Consider the following 20891-nt stretch of genomic DNA (forward strand, 5'->3'; position numbering starts at 1 on the left):
CTCCTTCAGTCGATTATTCGATCGTGCCTGGCGCACCGGTGCCCCTGCCGCTGACAGACCGAGCCGTCAGGTCACGGCCAAGTGCCACACCGAGCAAGATCATGACAACGGCGAGACCGAAGTGCAGCCAGTTGTCGGCGGTGTTGACCGGGATGAAATTGGCCGCGCTGTCGCGGTCGATCACCATCCCGTAGAGCCAGAGGACGGCGTAGATGATGCCGCCACCGATGAGGTATGTCCGGGCAAGCTTGGCCGTGCGGCCCATCAGCAGGCCGGCGGCTCCGAATGCCAGATGAACGACGTTGTGCAGGATCGATACGTTGAACACACCCAGCAACTGCGCATCGGAGTGGTGACCTGCAAACTGCAAATCGCCGTAGTCGGTGGTGATGCCGGGAATGAAGCCGAGCACGCCGACGAGCAGGAACGTGGCTCCCACCACGATCGCGGCGGCCTGCAGCGGTGTCCACCGGGAGACGGCGCCGGTGGGATGACTCCGGGGATCAGGTGTTGCCATGATGCACCCTTTCTCTCAGCGCCCGGATGTGCGCATCGCATGATTACCCCTGCCTGACAGGGCCCAATCGCCGCAGGCTCCGAGACGTTTAGGGGCGGTGGTTCCCGGGGCGGCCGGTTGTCGCTTCGGACATCTTGCTTGGTATCCGTCGCGATCGGACCGGTCCGTGATGTCGTGAGCCGGCCCTGTGTCGAGTGTGTCGCTTCCTGCGGTTTTTCTCTTCGATCCCGTCGATAACCTGCACGCTCGGCACAGCGCCCACAACCGACATTGTCCAGGACGCGCCCCACGCAGCTGGTGCCCTTCTCGGCCGGCCCCGCACAGTGTCCGGGACGGAACCTGGTGTTGTTCGCGACCAGCGCGCTCGCTGCTAATCTGTTGAGCCGGTTGCGTTTTGAGCTACGTCAACCCGCGGCCAGCGCCGACGAGCCGCTGCCGATGACGCTCAACCAGAGTTTGGCGGGCGGGTCTGCGAACTCACGGTGATGCCCGCTTGGGGACCGGGATCCGGGCCAGGTCGGCAGCGACGACGACGTCGCCGTCGAACCACTCGGCCGCTTCTTGAAGGTATCGGCCCGCATCGGAGTACCGCTGGGAGAAGTGCGTGAGCACCAGCCGGCGTACGTTGCATTCTGCGGCCACCTGCGCCGCCTCACGTGCGGTCAAGTGGCCGTAGCGGCTCGCAAGTTCGGCATCTTCATCGAGAAACGTCGCCTCGATCACCAACATGTCGACGCCGTCGGCGAGTGAGTACACGGCGTCGCACAGTCGGGTGTCCATGATGAAGGCGAACCGTTGCCCGGGCCGCGGCTCGCTGACGTCCGACAACTGCACGAGGTCGCCGCCCGCGCGGATCGACCCGGCCCGCTGAAGTTCCGCGATCGCGGGCCCCGCGACGCCGTAGCGCGCCAAGAGCTCGGGCACGATGCGCCGGCCGTCCGGCTCGACCAGCCGGTAGCCGATCGAGTCGACCGAGTGGTCGAGTCTTTGGGTGGCAAGGACGCCGAACGGTCCGTTGGCGACCGCCCCGTCCGCCGCAACCGGGTGCTCGTGAACATCGACGACGTCGTGGAAGATGCTGGCGTTGCGCAGCCGGGTGAAATAGTCCTGTCCGGACGCCGGAAAGTACGCCTGCAGCGGATGGTGCGCCCGGTCCAACGACATCCGCTGCAGAATGCCAGGCACGCCGAGGCAGTGATCACCGTGGAAATGAGTGAGGCACAGTCGGGTGATACTGCTCGCCGATACACCCGCCAGGAGTAGTTGCCGCTGGGTGCCCTCGCCGGGATCGAACAGCAGGCCCTCGCCATCCCAGCGCAGCAGATAACCGTTGTGGTTGCGATGGCGGGTGGGCACCTGACTCGACGTACCGAGCACGATCAGCTCGCGAATTGACACACCGCTGACACTACGAGTCAGCTGTCGGCCGGCGTCAAGGCCGCGGCACGTGCGTGTCGTTCCTGTTCGCGTTTTCCATATGTGGCGTTTCTGACCGCGTAGTCACTTTCGAAGCTGGACCCCAGCGCACCGGCGAAGGTTCCCAGCGAACTGGCCAACCAGGCCAATTCCGCGTAGTCCCGCCAGGACGCGGGATGCTCCAGCGTCGATGCGAGGTAGTCGGGAGGAATGATGATCAGCGCACCGAGCATGACCACCGTGAACAACACCAGGTACATGGATGCCACACCGGCGGCCAGCGTCAGCACGGTCGCGCTGTTGTACAGTGCTGCGTTCTTGCGTTGATCGAGATCCCTTGGCCTTTCCCAGAGTCCGTTATAGAGCGTCAACCACAGCATCATGGCGACGACCGCGACGACGCCGACGGCCGCCAGCCGGGCGGGACTCATCGCGTCGGCCATGTTCCAGATACTGGAGTAGAAGATGCCGAAGGCTGCGGCGGCGATTCCCGCCGCGATCGCACTGGACAGGCTCAGCAGCAGTCGCCACGGTCGATTCACCCGCACCATTCCGAGCAGGAGCCGCAGCCTGCCGCGCACGCGGGTCAACTCGACAGCGGCGTTCGTCGCGCCGGCGCCGTGAATCTCTTCAGCTGCCAGTGTGTCGATCACGTGCACTAGGGCCCGCGCGACGTGGTGGCGCAGTCGGATCGGACCGAGCGCCGGCAGCGAGATCAGCGCAGTGCCCTCGGCAGCGTTCGCCTCGGAGATCACCAGTGTCTTTCCCGAGCGTCTCGTCAACTCCGTCAGACAGACGACGACATCCCATCCGTAGCGCGATTTCAGCGTGCCGCTGTGCCGCGACACCTCGATGTTGCCTTCGTCATTCAGTGGCAGGGCGTGGCTGCAGACCTCCACCTCCCAGTGCACTTTGTCGCTTATCTCGGTGGTGAAGGCACCAGGCAAGTCGGCGGCAAGTGGCTCGACCACCTTTGTGGACAACCCGGGGTCTGCGACCAGGCCGACGGTCAGCGACTTCATTGCAGGGCCGCCGCACCACGGCGATAACGCGGCCGCAGGGTGATCCGATCGGTGCTGACACGCGCCACGTCCTCCCAGGCCGCGACAAACGTGCCGCGATGTCGCCACGCCGAGATGCGGGCGATCAGCGCCGGCGCATTGGCACCGGTGCGCTCGTAACCGAGATACGACGATTGGGTATGGGGGCTGATCACCAAACCGGTCACCCGTGGGGTGGGCGGATGGTCCGCCCGGTCACCGGCGATACCGAGCCGGACGTCCACCACGGTGCCGACCGGGTGGTGACCGGCGTCGACCACCCGGACTCCCAATAGTCTACTCAGCTGCATGTCGGCCTCCAGGGATGCGAGCGACGATGTGGTCGCGTAACCACTCTTCGACCCACTGCACGTCGACTGCCACCTCGGTGGGATCCAACTGCACTGTTACGCCTATGCAGGACACCAGATTCCACGGAATCTCCTGTAGTCGTGATCGCGGTGGCGAGCCGCCGAAGATGCGAGTCGCCAGAACCTGGCCTGACAGCAGAGACGTGACCTCCGGTGGCGGCGTTCCCGGCGCGATGTCCGCGTCGACCTCGACGCCATCGATTTCGAGGTCGTCCACGATGCCGACGGGATCACCGTCGGCGTCGACCAATTGGCGGTCCAGCAGGTGCAACCGGGCGTCGAGTGTCGTCATTGTCCTGCGCCTGTCACGATCATGAGTGGGATGGCTGCCAGTGAGGCGGCCAGGATGATCACCAGATACACCGAGCCGAACATGTTCGTGATCCTTCCGTTCGTCTTGTCACCCATGTATTCGGAATCGTTGGCCACGATGAGGATTGGCAGATACGTCAGGGGCAGCGCGATGGCCGAGAACACCACCGAGTACTCGGTGACCAATATCGGGTCGACCCCGGTGAACAGCACTGCTGCGCCGATCACGATGCTCACGAACATCACCACGTGGAACCGGGCCGCCTCGGCGGGCCGACGGAACTTGCCCCATGGCCAGCCGAGGAACTGGGCGAGGATGTAGCCGCCGGACAACGTGGTCTCCAGGGCTGCCCCGAAGGTTGCGGCGACGATGCCGATGATCGCGAAGGCCAGCGCAAGCTTTCCGCCCGCGACCACCGCCGGCATGACCACCTGAGACAAGGACGTCACTTCGATCTGATTGGGCAGCAGCACGATCGTCGCACACGCTGCGATCGCGACGGACAGTATGCCGCCCAACGGGAAGCCCACCATCACGTTGAGCCGTGACACCCCAAGATCCTTTTTCTTCCAATGCTCCTCGACGGCGCCGGAGGAGAAGAAGAACACTTCATAAGGCGTCATCGCCGCGCCGAAAAGGGCGATCGCGTAGTACCAATAGGTGGCCGAGGATTCCGATTCCGGAATCGCCGGCTGAACGGCCTGGTGGGCGAGGTCACCCCAATTAGGCTGTAACGCAAACACACTGACCGCGAAGATGATCAGGCACAGTCCCAGCAGACCGGTGACGTTCTCCATCACGCTGAACTTCACCCGCCAGATGACCACCCACACAGCGAAGGCGGCCACCGGAATCCACATCATCGTTCCCACATCGGTGGCCAGTTGAAGAGCCAGTGCCACACCGCCGATCTCGGCGGTCAGCGTCATCAGGTTGATGAAGAACGAGGCGGTGAGATTGGCGGCCGCGGTGCGCGGCCCCAACCGTTCCCGGATGATTTCGAAGGTGGCGCGCCCGCTCACCGCTGCGACCCGCCCGGCCATCTGCGCGAACAGACAGATCCCGATCACGCCGACCACCACCACCCAGACCAGGGCCAGCCCGAACCGGGAGCCGACGACGGCGTTGGTCACGAGATCGCCGATGTCGAGGAAACCGCCTATGGCAGTGAGGATGCCGAGTGCTACCGCGAAGAATTTCTTCATCAGCGGTACCTGGTCTCCAGTGTGTCCGCTGACGCAAGCAGGTCGGAGCGCAGTAGGTCGAGTGGCGGCTCACCGGTGATTTCACGGATTCGCGATGAGGCGGTATTCAGCTGGCCGATGATCGTCGTCATCGATTCGGTCAGTAACTTCTGCCTCTCGACGTCCACGGGGTCTTCGGCCCGCAGCTCGGCAATTCCCTTGTAGGCGTTGACCACTTCGTCGCGGGCGTCCGAGAGCTGCACACTGGCCAACTGCGGGGTGGATCGATCCTGCAGCCGAAGGTCCAGCGCCAGCGCACCGCTGCGGGCGGCTGCCACTGTTTCCTCCATGGCTTGGGCCAGCTGACCCGGCATACCGTCCCGATTGGCTGGGCAGCGGGTCAGCAGCAGACCGAGGGCAGCGATACACAGGGCGGCCAGCAGGGCCGCCCGAAGTTGCCGCCGTCTCTCACCGTCGTGCGCCACGGCGTACCCCGGACAACCGTCCTAGCCTTCGCGGTCGTACTCGTCGCTGGCGCGGTCGTACTCGTCGGGTTCCGGCGAATCGACAACCTCCCGTTGCTCCTGCCAATCCGGATCGGCGGCTTCCAACGGCGGATTGTCATCCGATGACGCGGCGGCCTCCTCGTCCAGAGCCGGCACTGTCGGGTCCTGTCGTTGCTCGACGGCGTCCGGCACCGGAACCTCGTCTGGCACGTCGTGACGTTCCATGCTGCACGGGATACCCGAGAAGTACTCGATCAAACTCTTCGCGCGTTTAAGAGTGGGTTGCCCGGGTACTTCGGGGCCATGACCGTAGACCACACGCGATCGATCCTCGCGTGGCACGTGCACGGCTCCTGGATGGAGTCGTTCGTCGCGGGTCGGCATCGCTACCTGATCCCTGTCAACGCAGCCAAGGACGCCGATGGTCGCGGTCTGGCCGGACGCAATTGGCCACGGGCGCAGGAGATTTCGATTGAGGATCTCCGCGGCCAGGACATCGACATGGTGGTCCTGCAGCGGCCCGAAGAGATCGATCTCACCACCGAGTTGCTGGGACGTAGGCCGGGCGTCGACATTCCCGCCGTCTACGTCGAGCACAACACCCCCCGCCCGTATGCGGTCGACAGCACCCATCCGGTCGCCGACCGCCGCGACATCACGCTGGTGCATGTCACCGACTTCAACCGACTCATGTGGGACAACGGGGTGGCGCCCACCGCCATGATCACCCATGGCGTCGATGACCCCGGTCATCTGTTCACCGGTGAGGTAACGGCAGCCGGGACGATGATCAACGAGCCGATGCGCCGCTGGCGGACCGTGGGCGCCGATTTGCTCTCCGAGCTGAGCAGCCACGTACCGATCGACGTCTGGGGCATCGATTCCCTCGAACTGAACCCGTCGAGCGGGTGCGGTGCCGTGCGTGGGAAGGGCGATGTGCCGCACACCCGGTTGATGCACCAGATCGCCAGACGCCGTGTCTATGTGCACACGGCCCGATGGACTTCGCTGGGGCTGTCGCTGGTCGAGGCGATGTACCTCGGTATGCCGGTGGTGGCTGTCGCATCGACCATGGCACCGCTGGTCGTGCCTGCCGAAGCCGGCGTCGTCAGTGCGGACGTCAAGACACTGGCATACGCGCTGCAGGGGTTTGTGACCGACCTACCTGCGGCGACGGTCGCGGGAAAAGCAGCTCGCGAATTCGCCATGGCGCATTTTGCGCTTGACCGGTTCCTGGGCGAGTGGGATCTCGTCATCGATGACTGTTGCCGATGAATCTGAAGGAGGCGTAGATGAAGATCGCAATGGTTTCCGAGCATGCCAGCCCGTTGGCCGCGCTCGGGGGCGTCGACGCCGGTGGCCAGAACGTACACGTGGCGGCGTTGTCCGCTGCGTTGGCCCGTCGCGGGCACCGCGTTGCGGTCTACACGCGCCGAGACGATCCCGGCCTGCCGGAGCGGATCGAAACACCAGACGGTTACACCGTCGTCCACGTGCCCGCCGGCCCGCCCGAGAAGATTCCCAAAGACGACCTGTTGCAGTACATGGGGCAGTTCGCCCAGTTCCTCGACAGCGAGTGGGCGGCGGATCGCCCCGATGTCGTACACGCGCACTTCTGGATGTCCGGTGTCGCCACTCAGCTGGCCGCGCGACACCTCAATCTGCCTGCGGTGCAAACCTTCCATGCCCTGGGTGTGGTCAAGCGTCGCCACCAGGGGGCGCAGGACACCAGCCCGGCCGCACGCCTGAAACTCGAAGCCACGGTAGCGCGCAGCGCCACCTGGGTCGCGGCCACCTGCACGGACGAGGTGTTCGAGCTGATGCGGCTGGGCCGGTCGCGGTCGCGCACGTCGGTGGTGCCGTGCGGGGTCGATCTGAAACTGTTCACCCCGGAGGGCAGGAAATCGCCTCGTAGCGCCCGCCACCGCATTGTGAGCGTGGGAAGGTTTGTGCCACGCAAGGGTTTTGATCTTGTTATCCGGGCGCTGCCGAGTCTTCCCGACAGCGAGTTAGTGATCGTCGGTGGCCCGGCCAGGGCCGGCCTCGCACGCGATCCGGAGGCGTGCCGGCTCCGTCAGTTGGCCGCCGAACTCGGCGTCGCCGACCGGGTGCGGCTGTGCGGTTCGGTAGCTCGCGACAAGATGCCGGAGGTGCTGCGGTCCGCGGATGTGGTGGCCTGCACCCCGTGGTACGAACCGTTCGGGATCGTGCCACTTGAAGCCATGGCCTGCGGCGTACCTGTGGTGGCCACCGCGGTCGGCGGGATGCTCGACACCGTGGTCGACGAGGTGACCGGTCGCCTGGTGCGGCCCAAGCGCCCCGATCTGCTCGCCGATGTCCTCAGCGGACTACTGCGTGACGACTTCCTGCGCCAGAGCCTCGGAGCCGCAGGTCGTGACAGGGCGCGGTCACGCTATTCCTGGGATCGCATCGCCGCGGACACCCTCCGCGTGTACGACCGGCTGGGTCCGACGGGTTATCAACGACCGGTGACCTCAACTGCGTCGTCAACTGCGTCGTCCGGATGACGGGCTCACTGATGATCACCTCGCTCAAGAAGGGCGAGCGCGTCCTCGACGTCGGCGGGCAGTTGCCTGCGGTGTGCCACCACCGCAGGCAGGCGGACGATCGCCTCGGCGGCGGCCCGGGCATGCTCGCTGTCCCGCGGGGCGGCGCGCAACAGCGATCCCGCCGCGCCGAGGCAGTGCCGCACCGGCCGGCGCAGCCAGGTGGTGAGTACCGCGTTGCGCAGGCTGCGGGCGTCCTGGGCGGCGGTGGTCGGACGATGTGCCGAGGGCTGGTGGATCGCCGTCAACTCGGGGCAGTAGCACAGCGCCCAACCGCGCGCGGCCAGGTCCAGCGCGAGCAGCTGCTCCTCGCCGCGGAAGTGCAGGATGCCGCTGAACCCCCCGGCGGCCTCGAAGGCCGATTTGCGCACCATCGCCGAGCACGCCAGGAATCCGAGGATGGACGGGCCGGGCAGGTCCGCACGGTGGCCCAGCGCGCTGTTCGCCAGCTGCGCGACCATGGGGTCCTCGCGGCGCTGCGGCCAGACCTCGGTGCGCGCCGCGAGCACTGCGGCGCGCGGGTACTCATCGAAGATCGCCGCGCCCCGTGCGGGTGCGTCGGGCTCCCACCACGAGTCGTCGTCGCAGAACGCGATGTAGGGCGTGCGGCAGGCCGACACTCCGATATTGCGGGCGACGGCGCCGAGGTTGGAACTCAGACCGATCACCACCACACGATCAGCCGAACGCGCCGCGACGCGCCGCACGGCCTCGACCGAATCGTCGTCGGAACCGTTGTCCACCACGGTGATGGGGCACGCGGTGGTGTCCAGCAGGCGGGTCACCACCGAGGTGAGCTCGGCGGATCGATTACGGCTGGCGATGACGAACGAAACCGGGTCCTCCATAACCGGGCGAACTACCCACGACGGCGATCGGCAAACCCCCATGCATGAACTGAAGCGTGTTCTGGTGACCGGGGGCGGCGGCTTCCTCGGCGGCCATCTCTGCGAGCGCATGCTCGAGACGGGCCTCGAGGTCATCTGTGTCGACAACCTGTCCACCAGCGCGCCCACCGCCGAGAATCTCCTGCGTGACCACGACGGGTATCAATTCCTTCGTCACGACATCAACGAGCCACTGACGGACGTACCCGCCGTGGACACGGTGTTCCATCTGGCTTCTCCGGCCTCACCGGTGGACTACCAGCGGATGCCGGTGCAGACCCTGCGGACGGGCGCGTTGGGCACGGCCAACGCGCTGGATTTCGCCGAGCGGTGCGATGCCCGGCTGGTGCTGACCTCGACCAGCGAGGTGTACGGCGATCCACTTGAACATCCGCAGCGCGAAAGTTATTGGGGCAATGTCAATCCCGTCGGTCCGCGCAGCATGTACGACGAATCCAAGCGGTTCGCCGAGGCACTCGCGTTCGCCTATTCGCGGGCGCGGTCAGCCGATGTCGGGGTGGCGCGGCTGTTCAACACCTATGGGCCGCGGATGCGCGGAGATGACGGCCGGATCGTCCCCACCTTCTGCCGACAGGCCCTGGCTGGGGAGCCGATCACGGTGCACGGCACAGGTCGGCAGACCCGGTCACTGTGCTACGTCGACGACACCGTCGATGCGATGCTGGCCCTGGCCCAATCCGACTGTGCAGGACCGATCAACATCGGAAATCCCCATGAACTGACGGTCCTGGAGATCGCGGAGGTGATCCGCGGGCTGGCGGCGAGCCAGTCGCCCATCGAGTTCGTGGCGCGGGGCGACGACGACCCGGAGCGGCGGTGCCCCGATATCACCGCCGCGCGCCGAGAGCTCGGCTGGCAGCCGCGGGTGGATTACCGAACAGGTCTGACCAGAACACTCGAATGGTTTGCCCGACAAGGATTTTAGGAGGATACGTGCGCGTACTCGGAATCAACGCAGTGTTCCACGACCCGGCCGCCGCGCTCGTGGTCGACGGGCAGATCGTCGCAGCCGCCGAGGAGGAGCGGTTCAGCCGTCGCAAGCACGGGAAAGCGGCCGTCGCGTTCTCCACGTGGGAACTTCCGGTCTCCGCGGCTCGCTGGTGTCTGGAGCAGGCCGGCTTGAAACCGTCGGACCTCGACGCGGTCGGCTACTCGTACGATCCCCGGCTGATGCAGGGCAGCACTGATCTCGACGGGCTCGACCGGGACTGGGAGTACCTGCGCACCCTCTATGCCGAGCGAGCGCCGAAGTTTCTCCAATCCGCCTTGCCGGGGCTGGATCCGGCGACCGTTCAGCACGTCCGGCATCACGTGGCCCACGCCGCGTCGAGCGCGTTGGCGTCCCCGCATCCGGATTGTGCGGTGCTCGTTGTCGACGGCCGCGGTGAACGCACCTCGATGCTCGCAGGCAGCTACACCGACAACAAGCTCGACGTGCTGGCCACCCAGCAGTTGCCGCATTCGCTGGGCCTGCTGTACGAGGAGCTCACCGAACATCTCGGCTTCAAGCGGTCCAGCGACGAGTACAAGGTCATGGCCATGGCGTCATACGGGACACCACGTTTCGCCGAGCAGTTCCGCGACCTGGTGTACACCACGGGGGATGGCGGCTTCCGCACCGAGCCGGTGGACTGGCAGGCGTTCGGCACCGGCTGGGACGACCGCGTCGACCTGGCCTGCAGTGTGCAGCAGGTCCTCGAAGAGGTCCTGCTCGACCTCGTCGGCTGGGTGCGCGCCCGCACCGACCACGAGAACCTCTGTCTCGCCGGGGGAGTGGCGCTCAACTGTGTGGCCAATTCGAAGATCCACAACAGGGGCGGCTTCGCAGGCGTGTGGGTGCAGCCGGCCGCGGGCGATTCGGGCACCGCGCTCGGGGCTGCGCTGGCACTGGCCGCCGAAGCCGGCGAGCCGATCTCGCCGATGCCGACGGCCGCGCTGGGCCGCGGCTGGTCCGACGACGAGATCGGTGCCGCCCTCACCGAAGCCGCCGTCCCGCATGGCCGGCCCGACGATCTCGCCGCCACCGTCGCCGACGCATTGGCCGACGATCAGATAATCGGGTGGTTTCAGGGCAGGTCGGAGTTCGGACCGCGGGCACTGGGCCGGCGGTCGCTCCTGGCCGATCCGAGGCGCAAGGAGAACCTGGACAGGCTCAACGCCGTCAAAGGACGCGAACAGTTCCGTCCGGTCGCACCCATGGTGCTCGCCGAACGGGCCGCCGAGATCTTTTCCGGCGGACCGATTCCCAGTCCCTACATGCTTTTCGTGCACGACGTCGCGCAGGCGTGGCAATCCCGGATCCCGGCGGTAACGCACGTCGACGGCACGGCCCGGATCCAGACCGTCGACGACACCGATGCCCTTATGCACGCCACGATCAGCAGATTCGCCGAGCGCACCGGCGTCCCGGTCGTCGTCAACACCAGCTTCAACACCGCGGGCCGGCCGATGGTCGACAGCCCGCGGGATGCCTTGGAGTGCTTCGGCAGTGCACCGATCGACATGCTCGCGATCGGCCCGTTCGTCGTGCGGAGGCGGCGGTGAGCTTCGCGATCGTGGTGCCCACCATCGGCCGCAAGACGTTGCAGCGGCTGCTGGCCGCGCTCGAGTCCTCAGAGGGCCCGGCGCCGGAGGCGGTGGTGATCGTCGATGATCGCCCAGATCCCGACCAGCCCCTACTGATTGCGGCGCACCTCCCGGTGACGGTGCTGCGCAGTGGCGGCCGCGGTCCGGCGGCCGCCCGCAACGTCGGCTGGCGCAGCTGCACGGCGCGCTGGATCTGCTTTCTCGACGACGATGTGCGGCCGGATCCCGGCTGGCTCACCGCGCTCGATCAGGACCTGTCGGCCGCCGAAGCCGCCGGTGCCGTCGGTTCGCAGGCGATCATCGACGTTCCGGTGCGTCCCGGGCGGCGCAGCACCGATGACGAGCGCCGCACGCAACGACTGGCCGACGCCCAATGGATCACCGCGGACATGGCCTACCGGCGTTCGGCGCTGGTGCAGGTCGGCGGTTTCGACGAGCGCTTTCCGCGGGCCTATCGCGAGGACTCCGATCTGGGACTGCGAATCACCATGGCCGGAAACACGATCATCGGAGGATCGAGACGATCGCGGCATCCGGTCGCGTCGGCGACGTGGAGCAGCAGCGTACGGGCGCAGATCGGCAATCGCGACGATGCGCTGATGCGCCGCAAGTTCGGCCGCGGCTGGCGGCAGGCGGTCGGAGAGGGCCGCGGACGCCTGCCCGCCCATGCGGCGACCACCGCGGCGGCGCTCATGGCGATCCTGGCCCCAATGCGGCTAGCGCGGTGGGCACGCCTCGGATGGTGCGCGCTCACCGCCGAATTCGCGATACGCCGATTCCTGGCGGGGCGCCGGACCGTCACCGAAGCGATCCGGATGCTCGTCACCAGTGTGCTCATTCCACCGGCGGCGGTCGCACACCGGCTGCGCGGCGAATGGGAATTCCGTGCTGCACACCGTGACCCGCCGCTGGCGGTGCTGCTCGACCGTGACGACACGATCATCGAGGACGGCCCCTACCTCAACGATCCCGCCGGGGTTCGCCCGCTGGTGGGGGCGGTGGACGCCCTGAATCGGTTGCGCGAGCGCGGGTTACTGCTCGCCGTGGTGTCCAACCAATCTGGTGTTGCCAAGGGCCTGATCAGTGACGGCGAGCTGGCCGATGTCAACGCCCGGGTGGACGCGCTGCTGGGGCCGTTCGATTCCTGGCAGATCTGCGTGCATGACGCCGACGACGCCTGTGTGTGCCGTAAGCCTGCACCGGGGATGGTGTATGCGGCGGCCGAGGCGCTGGGTGTCGAACCCACCCGGTGTGTGCTCATCGGTGACACCGGTGGGGACGTGCGCGCGGCGCTGTCCGCTGATGCCGATGCGGTGCTCGTGCCGACGAAAAGGACGCTGCCACAGGAGGTTGTCGACGCCCGCGCACAGGCCAGGGTAGCCCCGACGCTGGAGGATGCGGTGTCCCTTGTACTCCGGGACGCGCGATGAGTCGTGCGGTCGTGGCGAGGCTGGACAGCGCCGGTGACGTTCTCATCACCGGGCCGGCCGTGCGCGCTGTCGCGGCCGCCCACACTTCGGTGACCTTCCTGGCCGGGCCGCGCGGTCGCGCTGCCGCCGAGTTGCTGCCCGGGGTCGACGACATCATCGAATGGCAGGCGCCCTGGGTCGATTTCGACTCACCTGAACTGACTGCCGATCACGTCGCAGCGTTGGTCAAGGAACTCCGCGACGTCGACGCCGACCGGGTGTTCATCTTCACCTCGTTTCACCAGTCGCCGCTGCCGCTGGCGTTGATCTGCCGGATGGCTGGGGTGCGGTGGGTCGGGGCGATCAGTGAGGACTACCCGGGCACCCTGCTGAACCTTCGCCATCGGGTCGAGGCGGGGATACCCGAGCCGGAGCGCGCGCTGTCATTGGTCCGTGCGGCAGGCCTCGATCTGCGGGCCCGCGATGACGGCTCGCTGCGCGTACGGACGCCGCCGTCGGTGCCCCATGATTTGGCCGAAAAGCTCGGCCCAGCACCGTTTGTGGTGTTCCATCCGGGCGCGGCGGTGCCTGCACGCCGGCCGACCGCCGCCCGTTGCGCGGATATGGTGCGGGCGCTGGCTGCCGCAGGCTATCGCGTCGTTGTCACCGGGGACGCCCACGAGCGGGACCTGACTGCGCAGGTGGCGGGTAGTTGCGCGGTCGACCTCGGCGGGGCCACCACGCTGGCCACCTTGGCGGGCGTCTTCGCGCATGCCGAGGTGGTGGTCGTGCCGAACACCGGTCCGGCGCATCTGGCCGCGGCCGTCGGCGTCGGCGTGGTGTCCTTGTTCGCGCCGGTGGTGCCCGCATCGCAGTGGAGTCCCTACGCCAACAACGTGGTTCGGCTCGGCGATCAGCAAGCGCCATGCCGTCAAACCCGCGCCCGCACGTGCCCGGTGCCAGGCCATCCGTGTCTGGACGGCATCACCGACACCGAACTGCTGGCCGCCGTCGATCGACTGGGAGGTAGGAAATCGTGATTACCACGCATATGTCAGCGTTGGCTGAGGCAGCGCACCGCATTGATCGTGAGGCGCCGCGGCTGGCCCGGTGGGGTCGTCATCTGGCCGACCTACTCACGTCCGATGGCCGCCTGTTGGCCTGCGGCAACGGAGGCAGTGCCGCCGAGGCCCAGCACCTGACGGCCGAACTGGTCGGCAGGTTCCGCGACGAGCGGATTCCCCTGTCGGCCATCGCTTTACACGCCGACACCTCGGCGTTGACCGCCATCTGCAACGACTACGGCGCGGACGAGATATTCGCGCGCGGTGTGCGCGCCCATGGTAGGCCTGGCGATGTGCTGGTAGCGCTGTCAACCAGCGGCACCAGCCCGAACGTGCTCGCAGCAGTCAAGGCCGCCCACGAACTGGGATTGACGACCTGGGCGTTGACCGGGCCCGCCCCCAACCCGCTGGCGGCGATGTCCGACGACGCGATCTGTGTCGAGGCCCCCAGCACCGCGACCGTACAGGAGATCCACTTGCTCCTGGTCCACTCGCTGTGCATCGCACTGGACGATTCGTTGCCGGACAACGGCGGCGTGTTGGGCGGCCACCGTGGTTAGCCCGCTTGTGATCGTCGGGGACTGCATGCTCGACGTCGATATCGAAGGCAGTGCCACCCGGCTCAGCCCGGAGGCGCCGGTTCCGGTGGTCGATGCCGAGCGGATCTGGCAGCGGCCCGGCGGCGCCGGTCTCGCGGCGGTGCTCGCCGCGCGCGTCGAAGCGGACGTGGTTCTGGTGACCGCGATCGCCGACGACGCGGATGGCCGCAGGCTCATCGAGCTGCTGGGTTCGGCCGGCGTGACGGTACTGCCGCTGCCGATGTCGGGGACCACGGTGTGCAAGACCAGGATTCGTGCTGTCGGACAGTCGATGCTGCGGCTCGACTACGGCGACGGCATCGCATGCGGCGACGACGTGCCCGCACCGGTTGCCGCGGTACTCGAGCACGCCCGTGCGGTGTGTGTGGCCGATTACGGCCGCGGCGTGAGCGCACATCCCGGCGTGCGCCGGCTCTTGAGCCGAGTCGGCGATCGTGTTCCGTTGGTGTGGGATCCGCATCCCCGTGGCGCCCAGCCGGTTCCGGGGTGCTGGTTGGTGACGCCGAACCAGGCCGAAGCTGGGCAGCAGTCCGCAGATGCGCTGCGCCGGCAATGGCAGGCCCGCGCGGTGAGCGTGACCCTCGGCGCCAAGGGCGCGGTGTTGGCGACCGAAACCGCACCGTCGACGCAGATTTCGATTCCCGGTTCAGCATTCGCGGGGGCGGGACGGTCCGATACCTGCGGTGCGGGGGACCGGTTCGCGGTCGCCGCGACGCTTGCGCTGGCCGATGGCGAGGATGTCGGCCCGGTGGTGGCCGGTGCGGTGGATGCGGCGAGCCGGTTCGTTGCCACGGGCGGCGCGGTCGGAGTGTCCAGTCCGGCGACCTTCGGTGCTCAGGGCGGCGCAGGCACCGAGACCGCGCCCGTCGTGGCCGACGTTGCCGAGGTGCGGGACCGACTGCGCTACCGGTCGCGCAGGTTGGTCGCGACCGGGGGATGTTTTGATCTGCTGCATACCGGGCATGTTCGGCTTCTCCATCAGGCCCGCCAACTCGGTGATGCGCTGGTGGTGCTGCTCAATTCCGATGCGTCGGTGCGGTCGTTGAAGGGCCCGAGCAGGCCGGTGATGGCCGAGGCGGACCGGGCGCGAGTGCTTTCGGCGCTGGCATGCGTGGATGCCGTCGTCATCTTCGATGAATCCTCACCCGAGCGGCAGCTGGAGCGGTTGCGCCCAGATGTGTGGGTGAAGGGCGGCGACTACACGGAAGCCGACCTCCCCGAAGCGCCGGTGGTGCGCAGGCACGGCGGTGAAGTGGTTTTACTGCCGACCGTAGCCGGTTACTCATCTTCCAAGCTGATCGCCGCGATGCGGTCGTGATCGAGAGGGGCAGAACGTGACTCTGGGGAACATCATCATCACCGGCGGTGCATCGGGACTTGGCGCGGCAACCGTGGAAGCCGTTGCACGCCAAGGTGGTACACCGTTGGTCATCGACCGCAAGACACCTACGTCAGACGTTGCGTTCCAATCAGCGGACCTTGCCGACACCGAGGCGGTCGACGCGGCGGTCAGCGCCTTGGCCGAGCAGGCCGGCGGAGTGGTCAACGGCGTCTTCACGGCGGCAGGCATCGACTCGTGCGGCAAGCTCGCCGATGTGAGCGTCAAGGATTGGGAGCAGGTGATCCACGTCAACCTGCTGGGCACGGTGGCGGTGATCCGCTCGGCGCTGCCGTTCCTCAAGGCCAGTGGCGGACGGATCGTGACATGCGCGTCGACCCTCGGCATCAAAGCCGTGAGCGATGCCACCGCATACTGTGCGTCGAAATTCGGTGTCGTCGGCTTCAGCAGGGCGCTTTCAGCTGAACTCGCCGGCGAGGTCGGGGTCACCACGCTGATCCCCGGCGGCATGCACACCCCGTTCTTCGACGGCCGCGACGAGCAGTACAAGCCGCCGCCGGGTACCAAGCTCAACGAGCCCGGAAACGTCGCCGAGACCGTGGTTTTCGCGTTGTCCCAGCCCGCCGGCTGCGAGGTGCGGGAGTTGGTGGTGTGCGCCTCGACGGAGTCGTCGTGGCCGTGAGGCCGGGCGGGCCCCCGGCGTCGGCCGAGGTCGACCACATCCTGGTGCTTCGCGCGCTGGGGCTGGGCGATCTGCTTACCGCGTTCCCGGCTCTGCGTGGACTGCGGCGGGCCTATCCGTCCGCACGCGTCGTACTGGCCGTCCCCGATCGGTTCCGCGAACTGGCCATGTTGTCCGGTGCGATCACCGATGTCGAGCCCACCCCGGGACTCGGCTGCTTACCTCGCCGGCAGCCCCCGCCCGACATCGCGGTGAACCTGCACGGCAGCGGTCCGGAGAGTATCGCCGATCTGCTTGCGCTGCAGCCGAAAACGATAATGAGCCACCGGCACAGCAGCTACCCCGACTTGCCAGGCGCGCCGTGGCGCACCGACCTGCACGAGGTAGACCGTTGGTGTCACATGCTGGCGTGGCACGGTATCCCTTGTGACCCGACCGATCTGGGCGTCGAGCGGCCGTCGGACTATCCGGCCCGGGCCGGGGTCGTGGTGGTCCACCCGGGTGCCGCCTTCCCGGCGCGCCGTTGGCCGGCCGAGCGCTACGCCGCGGTCGCGGCGGCACTGAGCGACGGTGGCCACGAGGTGGTGGTGACGGGTGGCGCCCACGAGATCGAGCTTGCGCGGACGGTCGTCGACCTCGCCGGACTACCCGAATCCGCGTTGCTGGCAGGGACTCTCGATCTGCTCGGCATGGTCGCGCTGATCAGCGACTGCCGATTGCTGGTCTGTGGCGACACCGGAGTAGGGCATATCGCCACCGCAGCGGGCACGCCGTCGGTGCTGCTGTTCGGGCCGACCCCACCGAGCCGTTGGGGGCCACGCGGCGATGGTCCGCACGTTGCGTTGTGGGCCGGTGACAGGGGCGACCCGCACGGCGATGAGCCCCACAGCGGCCTGCTGCTGATCACGGTGGCCCGGGTGCTCGACGCCGTGACGGGCGTGCTGGGGGTGCCGGCATGAGAGTCGGAGTCATGGGTGCCGGGTACGTCGGCCTCACCACTGCCGTGTGTCTGGCCGAACGCGATCACGACACGGTGTGCGTCGATGTCGACACCGACCGGGTGCGGCGGTTGAGGTCCGGCATTGCGTCGCTCGACGAGCCCGGTCTGCCGGAACTGCTGGACTCCGGCCTGCGAGCCGGAAACCTGCGGTTCAGTGACGATCACACCGTGATGGCCGATCGCGATGTGGTGTTCGTCTGTGTCCCCACGCCCAGTGGCCCGGATGGTTCCGCCGACCTCAGTGCCGTCGATGCCGTCGTCGACGAGTTGGCTTCCGTCCTGGATTGCGGCTCGGTCCTGGCGATGAAGTCGACGGTTCCGGTCGGAACGACCCGTCGGGTCGCCGGCCGCCTGCGCAGTCGAGACGTACGGACCGTGTCCAACCCCGAATTCCTTCGGGAAAGCCATGCCATCTACGACTTCCGGCATCCGGACCGCGTCCTGATCGGCGCCGACGACGACACCGCAGCCGACACCATCGAGAAGGTTTACGGTGCCAACGTAGAGGCCCTGCGGATGAGCCCCGAAAGCGCCGAACTCGCCAAATACGCCAGCAACGCGTTTCTGGCGCTGAAGATTTCGTATGCGAACTCGTTGGCGGAACTGTGTGCGCGGGCGGGCGCCGACATCGGTGACGTCACCCGCTGCATGGGAGCCGATGTGCGCATCGGGCCGCATTTCCTTGCGCCGGGCCCCGGTTGGGGCGGTTCGTGCCTGCCGAAGGACACCTCGGCACTGCTGGACACAGGCCGCCACTACGGCGTCCAACTTCCCGAGGTGGCCTCGGCGTGCGCGACCAACGCCGCCCAGACCGGCCGGATCGTCGCCGCGCTGACCCGCACCATGCCCGTTCGGCTGGGAGCGGCGCGCGTGGCCGCGCTCGGGCTGACGTTCAAGGCAGGCACCTGTGATGTGCGCGATTCGCCCGCTCTTGCGGTCAGCGGTGAGCTGGCCCGGCTGGGGGCGCAGGTCACCGGATACGATCCCCGGCTGGCGATGATCGACCAGCAGGCGTTGCGGCGGGCGGCCGTGTCGGCGGTCGACAATCCTTACCTGGCCGCCAAGGACGCCGACGCCATTGTGGTGTTCACCGAGTGGCCGGAGTTCCGTGACCTGAACTGGCGGCAGATCGCCGAGCAGGCGCCGGGTGCAGTGGTGGTGGACACCCGCAATCTGCTCGATCCTGCTCTGGTCGCCGAAAGTGGTCTGATGTATCTCGGCAACGGAAAGCCGTTGGGGTTCTGAGTTTGAGCCATCCCGGTACGGGTAACCAGCAGGGGCACACGTGGTGCGCAAGGAGTGGGCACATGCGGCTGGGAGTATTGGACGTCGGCTCGAACGCCGCACAGCTACAGGTGGTGGACGCCTTTGCCGGTGCGCCCCCGCTGCCCATTCGCGCGGTGAAGATACCGACGCGATTGGGGGAGGAGGCCAGCATCGAGGGCGCGATCGGGCAGAGCGGAATGGATCGGATCGTCGCCGCGGTCCGCCACGCGATCGACTCGGCTCACGCGCTGAACGTGGATCAGCTGTACCCCTTCGTCACCGCAGCCATCCGGGACTGCGCCAATCGGGACGAGGTGTTGGAACTGGTCGCCTCCGAAACCGGGACCCGCCTTCGTTTCCTCACCGGTGAGCAGGAGGCCCGGCTGACCTATTTCGCGGTGCGCAGCTGGTACGGGTGGCAGGCCGGGCGTCTGCTGAACATCGATATCGGCGGCGGCTCAATGGAACTCGCGTTCGGGCGCGATGCGGCGCCGGAACTCGCGGTGTCGCTTCCGCTGGGCGCCGGTCGTGTCAGCACCGCATTCCTGCGGCCCGACCCGCCGTCGAAAGCCCAGGTGAAGGACCTTCGCAGGCATGTGCGGCAGCAGGTACGCGAGGTGGCCAACCGGGTGCAGTGGGAAGGAACTCCCCGTCGGGTGGTGGCCACCTCGAAAACATTCAAGCAACTGGCCAGGTTCGGCGGCGCGGCCTGTGGGCGCAAGGGCCCCTTCGTTCGTCGCGTCGTATCCAGATCTCAGGTGGGTGCGCTCATTCGGGAACTGATGGCCGTCAGCGCACAGGAGCGCGCCCAGTTCCGCGGGGTCAAGCCGGCGCGGGCCTGGCAGGTGCTCGGCGGTGCGGTCGTGGCGTTCGAGACCATGCGTTGCCTCGGCATCGATCAGGCAGAAGTGAGCCCCTGGGCGTTACGCGAAGGCATCATGCTCGAGTACCTGACCTCGCTGCGAATACCCGACGGTGAGCTGACCCTGCAGCCGTTGACCTTCGACGAGTCCGCCCAGGCGGCCACCGTCACCACGATGTTGCGAAAGAGCTAGCTGGAGGACACCTTTCGGATCATCCGGGCGGTGCTGCGTTCCAAGATCTCCTGACGCTTGTCCGCATTCCGGACGCGCGCCGCCCGTCGGACGCCTGCGGCGATCGTCAGTCCGGCCCGGTATCCCTCCACGACGCGCGGGTCGACATAGGCGCTGCGGGCCACAGCTGCGGTGTTGCCCAACGATTCTGCGACTTCTCGCATCACCGCCGATTCGACCCGCTTGATCACCTTCTCGTCGACCGGGGGGTCGGCCTCGACGAAGGCTTCGGCGGCCAGCACCGTGCCATGCCAGGTGCGAAGATCCTTCACGGTGTAGTCGTCGCCGACCAGCTGTTTGAACCGTGCGTTGAGGTCTTCGGCATGAATCTCGGTCCAGTCATCGGAATTTCGGTAGGCCAACAACCGGTCACCGGGCTGCCGCCCGCGTTGCAGTGTGCGCACGGCACGGATCACGTCGGGATCCTGGACCACCAGCGTGCGGCGCACCGCACTCTTGGCCGGATAGTCGAATTCGACCGCGTCGGCATGCAGCGTTATGTGCTCGCGCAGCAGCGTCGCGATTCCGAACGAATTGTTCTCCTCGGCGTACTGGTCTCCGCCGGCCCGGAAATAGCCGAGATCCAGCAGTCGCAGACCGAGAGCAAGGACACGTTCGCACGGCAGTCCGCGGCTGGTGAGATCAGCGGTGATCCGCCGCCGCCAATCCGGCAGTGCAGCAGACATTTCGAGCACGCGGTCGAACTTCTCCTCACCGCGTTCCTCCTGCCACTGCGGGTGGTACAGGTACTGTCGCCGGCCGGCGACGTCGGTACCCACCGCCTGGATATGCCCGTTCGGATATGGGCAGATCCACACCTTCTTCCAGGCCGGCGGAATGACGAGTTCATCGATGCGCCGCAGGGTCGCCGGATCGGTGACCGGTTCCCCACTGTCATCGCGGTAACTGAATACGCGACCCCGCCGCACCCGGTGCAGGCCGGGCCCGCGCACTACGCTTCGACGCAGTCGCATGTCGGCCTGCCCAGTTTTATCTGCGGTTCAGCGTGGGTATCCGGCAAACATGTCAT

General features: G+C 67.1%; 23 protein-coding genes. 13 read left to right on the forward strand and 10 right to left on the reverse strand.

Annotation, left to right across the window (positions count from 1 at the left end; genetic code table 11):
* Window positions 1-13 precede the first annotated feature (13 nt).
* On the reverse strand, window positions 14-517 hold the full coding sequence (locus tag ABQF30_RS04080) for a DUF4383 domain-containing protein (RefSeq protein ID WP_448461297.1): 504 nt from the start codon (window positions 515-517) through the stop codon (window positions 14-16).
* Between the two features lie 270 nt (window positions 518-787).
* Between ABQF30_RS04080 and ABQF30_RS04085 the strand changes: the two genes are divergently transcribed.
* The gene (locus ABQF30_RS04085; RefSeq protein ID WP_448461299.1) at window positions 788-1003 is read left to right on the forward strand and encodes a hypothetical protein; all 216 of its coding nucleotides are present in this window, start codon (window positions 788-790) and stop codon (window positions 1001-1003) included.
* Here ABQF30_RS04085 and ABQF30_RS04090 read toward each other — a convergent pair.
* The 7 genes from ABQF30_RS04090 to ABQF30_RS04120 are packed head-to-tail and all read right to left on the reverse strand — an operon-like array spanning window position 995 to window position 5572.
* On the reverse strand, window positions 995-1915 hold the full coding sequence (locus tag ABQF30_RS04090) for a ribonuclease Z (RefSeq protein WP_448461301.1): 921 nt from the start codon (window positions 1913-1915) through the stop codon (window positions 995-997). The two genes, ABQF30_RS04085 and ABQF30_RS04090, sit on opposite strands and share 9 nt — an antisense overlap.
* Window positions 1916-1932: 17 nt before the next feature.
* Window positions 1933-2955, reverse strand: coding sequence for a hypothetical protein (locus ABQF30_RS04095; RefSeq protein WP_448461303.1), 1023 nt, complete (start codon window positions 2953-2955; stop codon window positions 1933-1935).
* Window positions 2952-3284: a hypothetical protein gene (locus ABQF30_RS04100; protein WP_448461304.1), complete on the reverse strand. Its 333-nt coding sequence runs from the start codon at window positions 3282-3284 to the stop codon at window positions 2952-2954. The genes ABQF30_RS04095 and ABQF30_RS04100 overlap by 4 nt, the downstream gene beginning before the upstream one ends.
* Entirely contained in the window at window positions 3271-3636 is a 366-nt protein-coding gene (locus ABQF30_RS04105; protein WP_448461306.1) for a PRC-barrel domain-containing protein, read from the reverse strand. The genes ABQF30_RS04100 and ABQF30_RS04105 overlap by 14 nt, the downstream gene beginning before the upstream one ends.
* Entirely contained in the window at window positions 3633-4862 is a 1230-nt protein-coding gene (locus tag ABQF30_RS04110) for an Nramp family divalent metal transporter (RefSeq protein WP_448461308.1), read from the reverse strand. The genes ABQF30_RS04105 and ABQF30_RS04110 overlap by 4 nt, the downstream gene beginning before the upstream one ends.
* Window positions 4862-5326, reverse strand: a complete 465-nt coding sequence (locus ABQF30_RS04115) for a hypothetical protein (protein WP_448461310.1) — start codon at window positions 5324-5326, stop codon at window positions 4862-4864. Before ABQF30_RS04115 ends, ABQF30_RS04110 begins: the two co-directional genes overlap by 1 nt.
* Before the next feature lie 21 nt (window positions 5327-5347).
* Entirely contained in the window at window positions 5348-5572 is a 225-nt protein-coding gene (locus ABQF30_RS04120; RefSeq protein ID WP_448461312.1) for a hypothetical protein, read from the reverse strand.
* Between the two features lie 78 nt (window positions 5573-5650).
* Here ABQF30_RS04120 and ABQF30_RS04125 point away from each other — a divergent pair, with 78 nt between their 5' ends.
* Entirely contained in the window at window positions 5651-6622 is a 972-nt protein-coding gene (locus ABQF30_RS04125; protein WP_448461314.1) for a glycosyltransferase, read from the forward strand.
* 17 nt (window positions 6623-6639) lie between these two features.
* Window positions 6640-7875: a glycosyltransferase gene (locus ABQF30_RS04130; RefSeq protein WP_448461315.1), complete on the forward strand. Its 1236-nt coding sequence runs from the start codon at window positions 6640-6642 to the stop codon at window positions 7873-7875.
* A gap of 5 nt (window positions 7876-7880) precedes the next feature.
* On the opposite strand, the gene ABQF30_RS04135 is transcribed toward ABQF30_RS04130, so the two are convergent.
* Complete coding sequence (locus ABQF30_RS04135) at window positions 7881-8762, reverse strand: glycosyltransferase family 2 protein (RefSeq protein WP_448461317.1); 882 nt, start codon at window positions 8760-8762, stop codon at window positions 7881-7883.
* Between the two features lie 40 nt (window positions 8763-8802).
* On the opposite strand from ABQF30_RS04135, the gene ABQF30_RS04140 reads away from it, so the two are divergent.
* The 10 genes from ABQF30_RS04140 to ABQF30_RS04185 all read left to right on the forward strand — a co-directional run bounded on the left by ABQF30_RS04140 (window position 8803) and on the right by ABQF30_RS04185 (window position 19822).
* Window positions 8803-9747 carry an NAD-dependent epimerase/dehydratase family protein gene (locus tag ABQF30_RS04140; RefSeq protein ID WP_448461318.1) on the forward strand — a complete coding sequence of 315 codons (945 nt, stop codon included), beginning with the start codon at window positions 8803-8805 and terminating at the stop codon, window positions 9745-9747.
* A gap of 8 nt (window positions 9748-9755) precedes the next feature.
* Window positions 9756-11366, forward strand: coding sequence for a carbamoyltransferase family protein (locus tag ABQF30_RS04145; protein WP_448461320.1), 1611 nt, complete (start codon window positions 9756-9758; stop codon window positions 11364-11366).
* Window positions 11363-12838 carry an HAD-IIIA family hydrolase gene (locus ABQF30_RS04150; protein ID WP_448461321.1) on the forward strand — a complete coding sequence of 492 codons (1476 nt, stop codon included), beginning with the start codon at window positions 11363-11365 and terminating at the stop codon, window positions 12836-12838. The genes ABQF30_RS04145 and ABQF30_RS04150 overlap by 4 nt, the downstream gene beginning before the upstream one ends.
* Window positions 12835-13857 carry a glycosyltransferase family 9 protein gene (locus ABQF30_RS04155; RefSeq protein ID WP_448461323.1) on the forward strand — a complete coding sequence of 341 codons (1023 nt, stop codon included), beginning with the start codon at window positions 12835-12837 and terminating at the stop codon, window positions 13855-13857. The genes ABQF30_RS04150 and ABQF30_RS04155 overlap by 4 nt, the downstream gene beginning before the upstream one ends.
* Window positions 13858-13868: 11 nt before the next feature.
* Window positions 13869-14441, forward strand: a complete 573-nt coding sequence (locus ABQF30_RS04160) for a D-sedoheptulose-7-phosphate isomerase (RefSeq protein WP_448463423.1) — start codon at window positions 13869-13871, stop codon at window positions 14439-14441.
* Entirely contained in the window at window positions 14434-15798 is a 1365-nt protein-coding gene (gene rfaE2, locus ABQF30_RS04165; protein ID WP_448461325.1) for a D-glycero-beta-D-manno-heptose 1-phosphate adenylyltransferase, read from the forward strand. Before ABQF30_RS04160 ends, rfaE2 begins: the two co-directional genes overlap by 8 nt.
* A 16-nt stretch (window positions 15799-15814) precedes the next feature.
* Entirely contained in the window at window positions 15815-16501 is a 687-nt protein-coding gene (locus ABQF30_RS04170; protein WP_448461327.1) for an SDR family oxidoreductase, read from the forward strand.
* Window positions 16492-17460 (forward strand): glycosyltransferase family 9 protein, encoded by a 969-nt coding sequence (locus ABQF30_RS04175; protein ID WP_448461329.1) that lies wholly within the window; start codon window positions 16492-16494, stop codon window positions 17458-17460. Before ABQF30_RS04170 ends, ABQF30_RS04175 begins: the two co-directional genes overlap by 10 nt.
* Window positions 17457-18746 (forward strand): UDP-glucose dehydrogenase family protein, encoded by a 1290-nt coding sequence (locus tag ABQF30_RS04180; protein ID WP_448461331.1) that lies wholly within the window; start codon window positions 17457-17459, stop codon window positions 18744-18746. The genes ABQF30_RS04175 and ABQF30_RS04180 overlap by 4 nt, the downstream gene beginning before the upstream one ends.
* Window positions 18747-18808: 62 nt before the next feature.
* Window positions 18809-19822 (forward strand): Ppx/GppA family phosphatase, encoded by a 1014-nt coding sequence (locus ABQF30_RS04185; RefSeq protein WP_448461332.1) that lies wholly within the window; start codon window positions 18809-18811, stop codon window positions 19820-19822.
* On the opposite strand, the gene ABQF30_RS04190 is transcribed toward ABQF30_RS04185, so the two are convergent.
* On the reverse strand, window positions 19819-20835 hold the full coding sequence (locus ABQF30_RS04190) for a DNA topoisomerase IB (protein ID WP_448461334.1): 1017 nt from the start codon (window positions 20833-20835) through the stop codon (window positions 19819-19821). The genes ABQF30_RS04185 and ABQF30_RS04190 overlap by 4 nt on opposite strands.
* Between the last annotated feature and the right edge of the window lie 56 nt (window positions 20836-20891).

The organism is Mycolicibacterium sp. XJ870 (assembly GCF_053483975.1).

Excerpts from the sequence above, each read along its gene's own strand:
- ABQF30_RS04080 (WP_448461297.1), bottom strand. The coding sequence starts at position 517 with ATGGCAACACCTGATCCCCGGAGTCATCCCACCGGCGCCGTCTCCCGG.
- ABQF30_RS04095 (WP_448461303.1), bottom strand. The coding sequence starts at position 2,955 with ATGAAGTCGCTGACCGTCGGCCTGGTCGCAGACCCCGGGTTGTCCACA.
- ABQF30_RS04100 (WP_448461304.1), bottom strand. The coding sequence starts at position 3,284 with ATGCAGCTGAGTAGACTATTGGGAGTCCGGGTGGTCGACGCCGGTCAC.
- ABQF30_RS04105 (WP_448461306.1), bottom strand. The coding sequence starts at position 3,636 with ATGACGACACTCGACGCCCGGTTGCACCTGCTGGACCGCCAATTGGTC.
- ABQF30_RS04110 (WP_448461308.1), bottom strand. The coding sequence starts at position 4,862 with ATGAAGAAATTCTTCGCGGTAGCACTCGGCATCCTCACTGCCATAGGC.
- ABQF30_RS04120 (WP_448461312.1), bottom strand. The coding sequence starts at position 5,572 with ATGGAACGTCACGACGTGCCAGACGAGGTTCCGGTGCCGGACGCCGTC.
- ABQF30_RS04125 (WP_448461314.1), top strand. The coding sequence starts at position 5,651 with ATGACCGTAGACCACACGCGATCGATCCTCGCGTGGCACGTGCACGGC.
- ABQF30_RS04130 (WP_448461315.1), top strand. The coding sequence starts at position 6,640 with ATGAAGATCGCAATGGTTTCCGAGCATGCCAGCCCGTTGGCCGCGCTC.
- ABQF30_RS04135 (WP_448461317.1), bottom strand. The coding sequence starts at position 8,762 with ATGGAGGACCCGGTTTCGTTCGTCATCGCCAGCCGTAATCGATCCGCC.
- ABQF30_RS04140 (WP_448461318.1), top strand. The coding sequence starts at position 8,803 with ATGCATGAACTGAAGCGTGTTCTGGTGACCGGGGGCGGCGGCTTCCTC.
- ABQF30_RS04155 (WP_448461323.1), top strand. The coding sequence starts at position 12,835 with ATGAGTCGTGCGGTCGTGGCGAGGCTGGACAGCGCCGGTGACGTTCTC.
- ABQF30_RS04160 (WP_448463423.1), top strand. The coding sequence starts at position 13,869 with ATGTCAGCGTTGGCTGAGGCAGCGCACCGCATTGATCGTGAGGCGCCG.
- ABQF30_RS04180 (WP_448461331.1), top strand. The coding sequence starts at position 17,457 with ATGAGAGTCGGAGTCATGGGTGCCGGGTACGTCGGCCTCACCACTGCC.
- ABQF30_RS04185 (WP_448461332.1), top strand. The coding sequence starts at position 18,809 with ATGCGGCTGGGAGTATTGGACGTCGGCTCGAACGCCGCACAGCTACAG.
- ABQF30_RS04190 (WP_448461334.1), bottom strand. The coding sequence starts at position 20,835 with ATGCGACTGCGTCGAAGCGTAGTGCGCGGGCCCGGCCTGCACCGGGTG.